Origin of the sequence: Micromonospora sp. KC606, from assembly GCF_004348675.1 — a bacterium.
Lineage (GTDB): Bacteria > Actinomycetota > Actinomycetes > Mycobacteriales > Micromonosporaceae > Micromonospora.
The window spans coordinates 1-10,031 of sequence record NZ_SMKN01000211.1; the positions used below are offsets into that span (position 1 = coordinate 1).

Sequence of the window (10,031 nt, forward strand, 5' to 3'; positions counted from 1 at the left end):
ACCCAAAAGGCAGACCCAGCCAGCACGGGGTATCAAACAATTTGGCACTGGCTTATCAAGCACCCTGTTGAGTTCTCAAAGAACAACCACACACCACCAGAAAGCCCCACACCGTGGAACCCCCAGCAGGGCCTATCCCCACACACCCGACACAACCGCGCCGAGCACTTTTACCACTTTACCCGGCAGTTACCGCCGCGTCAAACCGATGTTTCCGGTTTGTCAACGCTTCCAACCAACTCGCCGGGCACCACAATGCGACCGACTCGCGCCGGACCCGTCATGGATTCTCGGCAGGACGGCCGATACGGTCTCCCGCATGCTCGTCCGCGTCCCTGCCGGTCGTCAACCTTACCCGGTCGGTTCCGCCTCGCCAAATCCACCTGGTGGTGGATTTGGGGCACCGCCCGGTCCAGGTCCTGGTGGGATCAACCACCCAGACCCGGAGGTCATTCCCGCGCTCCGGCGGCCAAGACTTTCGCCCTGTCTCGTCCGTACCGCGCTGACAGACAAAAGTTACGCCCCCCACAAGTTGATCGTCAAATCCGCCGGGGGCGTCCCGTGTCACACCCCGGTCGTGCCGCTACCCGCGCAGCGCGACCCCGGCGAAAGACCGCTTGCCTCGGCGCAGGACCAGGTAGCGGCCGTGCAACAGGGCCTCCGGGGCGACGACGGCGTCCACCTCGTTCACCCGGGCGTTGTTGACGTAGGCGCCACCCTCGGCGATCACCCGGCGGGCCTCCTTCATGCTCGGCACCAGGCCCGACTCCTTGAGTAACCCCGCCACGTCCGGCAGTTGGTCGAGGTGGACGAGGCCGGCCTCGGTCAACGCCGCCCGCAGGGTCTCCGGCGAGAGGTCGTCGAGTGAGCCGCGACCGAAGAGCGCCTGGCTCGCGGCGACGGCCTGGGCCATCTCCCGCTCGCCGTGCACCAGGGTGGTCAGCTCCTCCGCGAGCGCCCGTTGCGCGGCCCGGGCAGCCGGCCGCTCGGCCGCCTCCTTCTCCAGCGCCTCGATCTCCTCACGGGAGCGGAAACTGAAGTAGCGCAGGTAGCGGACCACGTCCCGGTCGTCGGCGTTGACCCAGAACTGGTAGAAAGCGTACGGGCTGGTCATCTCGGGGTCGAGCCAGACCGCGCCGCCCTCGGTCTTGCCGAACTTGGTGCCGTCGGATCTGGTGACCAGCGGGGTGGTGAACGCCTCGACCGGGCCGGAGCCACGGCGGCGGATGTAGTCGACGCCGGCGGTGATGTTGCCCCACTGGTCGGAGCCGCCGTACTGGAGCTGGCAGCCGTGGCGGCGGTGCAGCTCGAAGAAGTCGTTGGCCTGGAGCAACTGGTAGCTGAACTCGGTGAAGCTGATGCCCGTCTCCAGCCGGGCCCGGACCACCTCGCGGGCCAGCATCTTGTTCACCGGGAAGTGCTTGCCGACGTCCCGCAGGAACTCGACCACAGACATCTCGCCGGTCCAGTCCAGGTTGTTCACCAGTTGCGCGGCGTTCTCGCCGGTGTACGACACGAACGGCGCGAGCTGGTCGCGGATGCGCCGCACCCAGCCGGCGACGACCTCCGGCGGGTTGAGGGTGCGCTCGGCGCTCTCCTTCGGGTCGCCGATCTGGCCGGTGGCGCCGCCGACGAGCAGCAGCGGCCGATGCCCGGCGAGCTGGAGCCGGCGGGCCGTGGTGACCTGCATGAGGTGGCCGACGTGCAGACTGGGCGCGGTCGGATCGAAGCCCACGTAGAAGGTGGCGCTCCCGCCGTCGAGCAGGTCACGCAGCTCGTCGAGGCCGGTCGAGTCCTGGATCAGGCCCCGCCACCGCAGGTCGTCGGTCAGGGAGTCCCGCGCGTGCGGGAGGTTGCTGTCGGTCACGGTCACCGATTCTCCCCCATGCCGCACGTCGGGCCGTAGCGGGTTTGGCCGAGTCCGCGCCGGCTAGGCTGCGACCTCGGCGAGGCGAGGAGGAACGGGTCATGGAGATGCCGGCCATCACGGGCGGCCTGGTCGGGCTGCTCGGGCTGACGTTCGACGAGGTCGGCGCCGACCGGGTGGTGATCCGCTGGACGGTACGCCCCGAGCTGCACCAGCCGTTCGGTATCCAGCACGGCGGGGTGTACTGCGCGGTGGTGGAGACCGCTGCCAGCGTCGGCGGGTCGATCTGGCTCGGCGGGCGCGGGCGGGTCGTGGGCGTCTCCAACCAGACGGACTTCCTGCGGGCGGTCCGCGACGGGGAGCTGACCGCCGTCGGGACGCCCGTGCACCGGGGTCGCAGCCAGCAGCTGTGGCAGGTGGAGATCACCGACGCCGCGGGGCGGCTGGTCTCCCGGGGCCAGGTGCGGTTGCAGAACCTCTCGGACGGCTGACCCGCCCGGCCCGCCGGCGGGGGACGATCGCGCGGCGGCCGGCGAAGGCACCGCATGCCGGGTTTGCCGGAAAACACCCGGGTGGCGCGGATATGGTCGCGTCGATGAGACCGGTCGACCCGTACCCCGCGTGAGAAGGCTCCTCGTCGCCACGCTCGGCGTGCTCTCGGCCGTCGGGGGCTTCGTCGACATCGGCGACCTGGTGGCGGCGAGCCAGGCCGGCGCTCGCTTCGGCATGGGACACGTCTGGGTGCTGGTGCTCGGGGTGGTCGGCATCTGCGCGTACGCGGAGATGGCCGGCCGGATCGCGGCGGTGAGCGGCCGGGCGGTGTTCGACCTGGTCCGGGAACGGCTCGGGCCCCGGCTGGCGCTGCTGAACCTGGCCGCCTCGTACCTGGTCACGGTGCTCACCCTGGCGGCGGAACTGGGCGGCGTCGCGCTGGCTCTGCAACTGGCCTCCCGGGTGAGCTACCTGCTGTGGGTGCCGGTGGCCGCGTTCGCGGCGTGGCTGGTGTTGTGGCGGATGCGGTTCCAGCTGATGGAGCGGGTGTTCGGGCTGGCCGGGCTGACCTTGGTGATCTTCGCGGTGGCGCTGTTCTGGCTGCCCACCGACTGGGCGGCCCTGGCTCGCGGGGCCCTGCGCCCGGAGGCGTACGGGCAGGGCTGGGGGGCGTACTGGTTCGTGGCGGTGGCGTTGTTCGCCTCCACGGTCAGCCCGTACGAGGTGTTCTTCTTCTCATCCGGCGGGGTGGAGGAGAAGTGGAGCGCCGCCGACCTGGCCGACGCCCGGTCCAGCGTGCTGGTGGGATTCCCGGTCGGTGGGTTCCTCGCGCTGTCGCTGGTGGCGACGGCGGCGGTGGTGCTGCACCCGACGGGCGCGTCGGTGTCGACGCTCGACGAGGTCGCCGCGCCGGTGGTGTTGGCGTTCGGCGGGGTGGGGCTGGCGATAGCGGCGCTGGCGTTCTTCGCCGTGACGTTCGGCGCCGCCCTGGAGACGGGACTGTCAGCGGCGTACGCGGCGGCGCAGTACTTCGGCTGGCAGTGGGGCAAGCGGGTCAGCCCCCGCGAGGCGGCACGGTTCCACACGGTGCTGCTGGTCAGCGTGCTGATCGGGATGCTGGTGCTGTGCACCACCGTCGATCCGGTACGGCTCACCGAGCACATGCTGGTGGCCAGCGCGGTGGTGCTGCCGCTGACGTACCTGCCGATCCTGATCGTGGCCAACGACCGGACGTACCTGGGCGACCGGGTCAACGGGCGGACGGCCAACCTGCTCGGCGCGGTCTACCTGGTGGTGATCGTGGCCGCCTCGGTGGCCGCGATCCCGCTGGCGGTGACGACGGGGATGGGGCGATGAGGCTTCAGCTCGGCCGGCATCTGCTGGACCGGCAGATCGTCGACGTCGACGGGCGGCTGGTCGGCAAGGTCGACGATGTCGAGTTCGCCGTCGACGACGACGGCTACCCGTACGTCGCGAACCTGATCAGCGGGCAGAGCGCGCTTGGACTGCGGATCGGCGGGCCGGTCGGCCGGCTGCTCGTGGCGGTCGCGGACCGGCTCAGTGAGAACCCGCCGGTGCCGCCGCTGTGCCTTCCGATGACCCTGGTGGTGCGGGTGGACAGCGCCGTGTGGCTGCGCTGCCGCGCCGACGGGTTGCCGCCTCCGCCGGTGGAGGCGTGGCTGCGCCGCCATCTGATCGACCGCATCCCGGGAGCCGGCCGTGCGGGCGGGTGAACTGCTCGGCCGGGCCGCGTACGACCTGCACGGGAGGCGGCTCGGCCGGGTGGTGGACGTGGTGGTGCGGGGCGGCTACCCGGACGGCCGGTTGCGGCTGACCGATGTGATCATCACCGGGCACTGGTGGGGCCGCATGGTGGGGCGGCTGATCGGGGCGGAGCGTCACCCGTCGGGTCCGTGGGTGATCCGCCTGGTGGCCCGGGCGTTGATCCGCAGCACCCGGCAGCTCCCCGCCGACCAGGTGCAGCTGCTGCCACCGGTGCCCGACTTCCCGTTCGGCCAGCCGGGCGGCTGAGCGGGGCGGACCGGCGGCTGAGCGGGGCGGACCACCAGGGTGGCTGAGCGGGGCGGACCACCAGGGTGGCTGAGCGGGGCGGACCACCGGGCACCGGTCAACGGCGGGCCTCGTCGAGGACCGGTTCCGCGTCGGGAGCGTCCTCGACCGGGACGGCGCGGCGCAGCCGAACCTGGGTGATGGCCCGGTGGTCGATGGCGGCAACCTCCACCTCCCAACCGTCGACGGTGACCTTCTCCCCCGCCACCGTGGGGATGTGCCCGAGGCAGCTCAGCAGCATCCCGGCGACGGTGGTGTAGTCGCCGGCCGGACGGCCGGGCACCTCGACTCCGAGGTCGGGCAGGTCGTGCACGGGGACCGTGCCGGGCAGCAGCAACGCCCCGTCGGCCTCGGTGCGTACGCCGCGGACGTCCCGGTCCGTCTCGTCGTAGATCTCGCCGACGATCTCCTCCAGGATGTCCTCCAGGGTGACGATGCCGTCGACCGCGCCGCGCTCGTCGACCACCAGGGCGATGTGTTGGCGTTCGGCTTTGAACTGCCGCAACGCGTCCACCACGGGCAGCGAGTCGGGCAGCAGCATCGGCGGACGGGCGATCTCGTCGACGGGGCGCTCGTCGGGAACGCCGACCAGGTCGCGCAGGTGGATTACGCCGACGGCGTCGTCCAGGCCGCCGTGGCGGACCACCGGGGCCCGGGAGTGACCGGTGGCGGCGAGCAGCAGCCGGGCCGCCTCCGCGCTGGTCCCGCTGTCGAGGGTGAAGACCTGCAACCGGGGCACGAGCACCGCCTTGAGTTGCCGGTCGGCGATCTCCACCGCGCCGGCGATGATGGTGCGCTGCTCCTTGGTGAACCCGTGGTTGCCGGCGACGATGTCCCGCAACTCGTCCGGACCGATCTCGTCGGGCTCGTGCTTCGGGTTCAATCCGCAGAGGCGTACCACCAGGTCGCTGGTGGCGCCAAGGGCCCAGACAGCGGGGCGGGTGACGGTGGCCAGCAGGTCCAGCGGGCGGGCCACCAGCAGCGCCCAGCGCTCGGCGGACTGCATGGCGATCCGCTTCGGAGCCAGCTCGCCGAAGACCAGGGTGACGAACGTCAGCACGAGGGTGACCGCCACGATGGCGAGCGTCCCGGCCGCGCCGCCGAGGAAACCCAACAGCGGCACCAGCGGTTGGGCCAGGGAGACCGCGGCGGCGGCCGAGGCCAGGAAGCCGGCCAGGGTGATGCCGATCTGGATGGTGGCGAGGAACCGGTTGGGGTCCTTGGCCAGCCGGGCGAGCACCCGCCCGGCCCGGCTGGTGCGTTCCAGGCGCTGGATCTGGCTGTCCCGCAGCGACACCAGCGCCATCTCACTACCCGCGAAGATCGCGTTCAGAACGACCAGGACTCCGACCAGGGCCAGTTGGCTCCAGTAGCTCTGCACGCCCAGCTCTCTCCCTCGCCGCCGCGGGCGCCGGCCGGACGGCCGGCGCCCGCCGGGCGGCGAACCCGCCCGGCGTAGGGCCCTGTGTGCCCGATGTGACGGCCGGTGAATCCTCCGGGGCGGCCGGGGTCAGGCCGGCGCGGACGCGGGAAGGTCCAGCACGTACGCGTCGCCCTCCGGGCGGAAGCCGAGCCGGTGGTAGTAGGGGGCGACCATGCCGGGCGGGCTCACCACCCGGCGGAAGCCGCGCTCGGTGAAGAGGCTGCTGCGCCGGTACACGAACTCGCCGGGGGTGAAGTCGCGAAACCGTGGGGTGACGTAGTCGAGGTCGATCTGGGCGATCCCGTCGGCCTCGGCGTGCGACAACACCACCCCGACCACCTCGTCCCCCTTGAGCACCAGGAACGCGGAACGCCGCGAGCCGTGCGACGCCCAGCGGAAGTCCGGATTGAACCGGGCGATGTCGGTGGCGTGCACCCTCAGGGTGTGCGCCAGGAACCGGTCGTCGACACCTACCTCCACCGCCTGGTAGGTCTGCTCGTCGTGCCGGGTGGTCAGCATCTTCCGCAGGTACCACACGTTGATCACCGCGAGCACCACGTTGAGGCCGACCATGGGCCAGACCGCCACCGCGGCGTTGTAGCCGACCAGGATCAGGCAGCCGACCAGGTTGAGCGCGCGCAGCCGCAGGATGCGCGTCTGCGACAGGGACCAGACCAGCAGCGCGGAGCCGACCCAGCCGACGAGTTCCAGCCAATTCACTCCGGGGAGACTAGCGCTTACCCTGGTCAGCCGGCTCGGCGGGCAGCCGGAGCACCCACTCCTCGACCTCGGCCCGGCGGCCGTGGGCGAAGCCCGCGTCCTCGCCGACCACCACGAAGCCGCACTTGCGCAACACCGCCAGGGAGGCGCGGTTGTCCTTCGCGGCGCGGGCGTACACCGGCCGCTGCGGCAGCTCGCGCAGCAGCGCGCCCAGCGCGGCGGTGGCATACCCCCGGCCCCAGCGTCGCGGGTCGATCCAGTAGCTGACCTCGGTGCGCTCGTCGACCGGGAAGGCGCTCACGCGGCCGACCACCTCGCGATCGACGACGACCGTGCGCGACACGATGCGCGGGTCGGCCCGGATCCGGGCCCAGTGCGCGTCGAAGGCCAGCCGGTCGGCCGGGTCGGCCGGGCCGAAGGCGGCCATCCAGGTGGCTTCCGGATCCTGCTCGTGGGCGAAGAAATGAGGCAGGTCGTCGTCGCGTACCGGACGCAGGCGCAGGTCGGGGATCACCGCCGGAGGATACGCATCCCCACCGACGATCCCGGGACCGCTGGCCCCGTGACCGTGCCGGCCGGCCCCGCCGGCGGTCACCCGGCCGGGTGGACGGTGGCCCGCCGAGCCATGGTGCTGGCGGAACTGACGGAGGATCGATCCATGCGCCTGTCCCGCCGCCGGCCACCGGCCGTCTGCCCGCCCCGAGCCGTCTCCGCCGTGGCGACCGGCGCCCGCGCCATCGGTGCCGCAGCGACCGGGGCGCTGGCGGTCTCCGCGCTGGCCGGCGGAGCGGCGGCGCTCGGCGCGCTTGCGGTCGGCCGGCTGGCCGTACGCCGCGCCGTGATCCGCGACCTGCGCATCGGCCGGCTGGAGGTGGACGATCTGGTCGTCCACCGGCGCGCCCTGGAGCCCGCCGACGGATAACGGACAGCCACACCGGTGGCACCGGTGGCGGTGGGTCGGTACCAAGGACACATGTCACGCCCACCGGCGGACGTGGCGCGGACCGCCGCGCTCGCCCGTACCGTCGTCGCCCGGCTCGCTCCCGAGGAACTGCCCGCCTTCGACATACTCGCCGCGCCCTACCTCACCGGCGCGGACGCCTCCATCGACGGCGGCCGGCTGGAGTTCGGGGTACTGGAGGCCATCGCCACCGTCACGCCGGTGGTCACGCTGGTCAGCGCGTCGGTCACCGCCGCGCTGCTGCGCGGCGCGGAGGGTGAGCTCGAACAGCTCGGCGGGCAAGCGACCCGGGGCCTGTTCGGGGCCCTGCGCCGCCGCCGCGAGCCGGCCCCGCCGGCGCCGGTCGAGTTCAGCCGGGAGCAGCTTGTCCGGGTGCGGGAGGTGGCCACCGCCCGCGCCGCCGCGCTCGGCGTCGCACCCCCGCTGGCCGCCACCATCGCCGACGCCGTGGTGGGGGCGCTGCTGCTCGACGGGGAGCCGGAACGGTGAGCGGACCGCCGCCGGTGTGGCGGGGACGACCGGAACCGCCGCCGGTGTGGCGGGGACGACCGGACGAGACCGGTTTCCTGCTGCTGCCGCTGGCCGCCCTGGTGTTCAGCGCGGCGGTGCTGCTCGCGGTCGAGTTCGGGCTTTCGGTACTCGCCCGGCCCGGCTGCGATCTCGGTGACGTCCTCGACCACCCGTGCAGCGAGATGTTCGTGCGGATGTCGAACTTCTTCAACCTCATGGCGGTGCCCGGCGCGGCGGTCTTCGCCTGGCAGACCCGGCTGCACCGGCGGCGCACCCAGCCGATCCCACCGGAGGTGTTCGGCGCCGCCGAGCGGGTGATCGGCGAGGTGCTCGCCTCGGTGGAGCTGACCCGCGACACCCCGGTGCTGCTCGGCCCCCGGCTGGGGCGGCGCGCGTTCACCGGCGGCACCGACCACAAGCCGTACGTCGCGCTCGGGCCGGAGCTGCTGGCCCTGCCGGCCAAGGGGCCGCAGGGCCGCGTGGTGTTCGAGGCGGTGCTCCGGCACGAGTTGGCCCATGTGCAGAATCACGACCTGCTGCGGCTGCGGTTCGCCACCGTGCTGCGGATCAGCACCCGGGTCACCGCGGCGGCCACCGCGCTGCTGCTGCTCGCCCAGCTCGCCTGGGAGTCCCCGCCGCCCGCCGCCGGCACGGTCCTCGGCGTCGTGCTGCGGGCCGCCCTGCTCGCCGTCATCGCCGAGCTGGTCACCCGGGCCTTCCTGCGGCTGCGGGAGCAGCAGGCCGACGCCCGCGCCGCCGGGGTGGACCCGGAGGGCGTCCGGGCCGCGCTGCACGGCGGCGCGGCTGCCGGCCCACGCACCCCCGGCTCCGAACGCAGCAGCCGCGCATCGGACGTGCGGTGGGCGCGGGCGTGGCAGCGACTCTGGGACCGGCACCCGAGCGTGGCGAACCGGCTCGCCGGACTGGCCGACCCGGCCGCCACGCTCACCCTCCCGCTCGGGCTGATGCTCGCCGGCGGGGTGTTCACCGCGGTGTCGCTTGCCAACCTGCAACTGCTGGTCGACCTGCTACGGGAGGCCGGCGTGCTGGCCTGGCCCCAGCTCGATCGAGTGGGGTGGGGCGCCCTGGCGGTGCTCGCGCTGGCCGCGATCCAGCCGGCGATCTTCCTGGCCGACGGCTGCTGGCGCGACGCGCGGGGGCGGCGGATGGCCGGTCGGCCAGCCCGGCCCGGCCTGCTCGGCCTGCTCCTCGGCGTCGGGCTGTTCGCCGGCACCTACCTCGCCCCGTACGACGGGCTGGTCCACGAGGGCCGCCCCGAGCAGACGCCGTTGGCGGGTCTGCTGCTCCTCTGCCTCGGCGCGGTGCTGCTGAGCCGGTGGCTGGCCGGGCTGGTGGAACGAACCGCCCCGACCACCTCGGCCGGCCGCCGGCTGCTGTTGCTGCCGGCCCTGCCGGTGACGGTCGGCGTGCTGGTGTTGGCTTGGGAGACCACGCTGTGGCAGCGCGGCCGGGCGTACGAGTGCGCCCACTATCTGGTCGAGTGCGGTCCGATGGACGCGGTACGGGTGCCGCTGACCGCCGTGTCCACCCCGTGGGCGGCGGCCGTGCTGGCGCTGGGCGTGGCCACCCTGCTGGCGGTCACGCTGCGCCGGGCGGGCCGTCCCGCGCTGGTGGCCGCGGCCGGGGCGGCACTGGCCGCCGCCCCGCTGGCGCTGGCGCTGCCCCGCTTCGGCCTCGCCGACGCGCTGGCGGCGCGGTGGTGGAGCCGGTTGGAGCCCGAACTCGGCGCCCCGGTCACCTCGCTCACCCTGCAACTGGCGCTGCTGGCGGCGGTGACGCTGGCCGCGACCCTGCCCCGGGCGTCGGCCGGTCCGCTCGCCGGCGGGGCCGCCGCGCTGGTGCTCGCCGCCGGCCTGGACGCACAGCTGGCGCGGTGGGCGGACACGCCGGCCCCGCCCCGCCCGGACGAGGTCCCGCACGCGGTCGGCACCTACCTCGGCGCAGGGCTCGGGATCGTCCTGCTCGCC

The 10,031-nt window shown here is 73.2% G+C and carries 11 protein-coding genes; 7 read left to right on the forward strand and 4 right to left on the reverse strand.

Going from position 1 to position 10,031, the window contains the following annotated elements; all coding sequences use genetic code 11:
• Nucleotides 1-583: 583 nt before the first annotated feature.
• Nucleotides 584-1,867, reverse strand: coding sequence for a tyrosine--tRNA ligase (gene tyrS, locus E1193_RS26325; RefSeq protein ID WP_132185880.1), 1,284 nt, complete (start codon nt 1,865-1,867; stop codon nt 584-586).
• A 101-nt stretch (nt 1,868-1,968) separates the two neighbouring features.
• Here tyrS and E1193_RS26330 point away from each other — a divergent pair, with 101 nt between their 5' ends.
• The 4 genes from E1193_RS26330 to E1193_RS26345 all read left to right on the forward strand — a co-directional run bounded on the left by E1193_RS26330 (nt 1,969) and on the right by E1193_RS26345 (nt 4,390).
• A complete protein-coding gene (locus E1193_RS26330) occupies nt 1,969-2,358 on the forward strand; it encodes a PaaI family thioesterase (RefSeq protein ID WP_132185872.1) in 390 nt (129 codons plus the stop codon).
• A gap of 130 nt (nt 2,359-2,488) precedes the next feature.
• Nucleotides 2,489-3,715 (forward strand): divalent metal cation transporter, encoded by a 1,227-nt coding sequence (locus E1193_RS26335; RefSeq protein ID WP_132185873.1) that lies wholly within the window; start codon nt 2,489-2,491, stop codon nt 3,713-3,715.
• Nucleotides 3,712-4,092: a hypothetical protein gene (locus E1193_RS26340; protein WP_132185874.1), complete on the forward strand. Its 381-nt coding sequence runs from the start codon at nt 3,712-3,714 to the stop codon at nt 4,090-4,092. Before E1193_RS26335 ends, E1193_RS26340 begins: the two co-directional genes overlap by 4 nt.
• On the forward strand, nt 4,079-4,390 hold the full coding sequence (locus E1193_RS26345) for a PRC-barrel domain containing protein (protein WP_132185875.1): 312 nt from the start codon (nt 4,079-4,081) through the stop codon (nt 4,388-4,390). Before E1193_RS26340 ends, E1193_RS26345 begins: the two co-directional genes overlap by 14 nt.
• A 97-nt stretch (nt 4,391-4,487) precedes the next feature.
• On the opposite strand, the gene E1193_RS26350 is transcribed toward E1193_RS26345, so the two are convergent.
• The 3 genes from E1193_RS26350 to E1193_RS26360 all read right to left on the reverse strand — a co-directional run bounded on the left by E1193_RS26350 (nt 4,488) and on the right by E1193_RS26360 (nt 7,086).
• Complete coding sequence (locus E1193_RS26350) at nt 4,488-5,810, reverse strand: hemolysin family protein (protein ID WP_132185876.1); 1,323 nt, start codon at nt 5,808-5,810, stop codon at nt 4,488-4,490.
• A 129-nt stretch (nt 5,811-5,939) separates the two neighbouring features.
• Entirely contained in the window at nt 5,940-6,572 is a 633-nt protein-coding gene (locus E1193_RS26355) for a hypothetical protein (protein ID WP_132185877.1), read from the reverse strand.
• Nucleotides 6,573-6,582: 10 nt separating this feature from the next.
• Nucleotides 6,583-7,086 carry a GNAT family N-acetyltransferase gene (locus E1193_RS26360; RefSeq protein WP_132185878.1) on the reverse strand — a complete coding sequence of 168 codons (504 nt, stop codon included), beginning with the start codon at nt 7,084-7,086 and terminating at the stop codon, nt 6,583-6,585.
• A 48-nt stretch (nt 7,087-7,134) separates the two neighbouring features.
• Here E1193_RS26360 and E1193_RS32115 point away from each other — a divergent pair, with 48 nt between their 5' ends.
• The 3 genes from E1193_RS32115 to E1193_RS26375 all read left to right on the forward strand — a co-directional run.
• The gene (locus tag E1193_RS32115) at nt 7,135-7,494 is read left to right on the forward strand and encodes a hypothetical protein (protein WP_165945830.1); all 360 of its coding nucleotides are present in this window, start codon (nt 7,135-7,137) and stop codon (nt 7,492-7,494) included.
• 51 nt (nt 7,495-7,545) lie between these two features.
• Nucleotides 7,546-8,022 (forward strand): hypothetical protein, encoded by a 477-nt coding sequence (locus E1193_RS26370; protein ID WP_132185879.1) that lies wholly within the window; start codon nt 7,546-7,548, stop codon nt 8,020-8,022.
• A partial coding sequence (locus tag E1193_RS26375) for a M48 family metalloprotease (protein ID WP_165945831.1) occupies nt 8,019-10,031 on the forward strand: 2,013 nt, incomplete at its 3' end. The genes E1193_RS26370 and E1193_RS26375, both read left to right, overlap by 4 nt.

Excerpts from the sequence above, each read along its gene's own strand:
- E1193_RS26330 (WP_132185872.1), top strand. The coding sequence starts at position 1,969 with ATGGAGATGCCGGCCATCACGGGCGGCCTGGTCGGGCTGCTCGGGCTG.
- E1193_RS26340 (WP_132185874.1), top strand. The coding sequence starts at position 3,712 with ATGAGGCTTCAGCTCGGCCGGCATCTGCTGGACCGGCAGATCGTCGAC.
- E1193_RS26370 (WP_132185879.1), top strand. The coding sequence starts at position 7,546 with ATGTCACGCCCACCGGCGGACGTGGCGCGGACCGCCGCGCTCGCCCGT.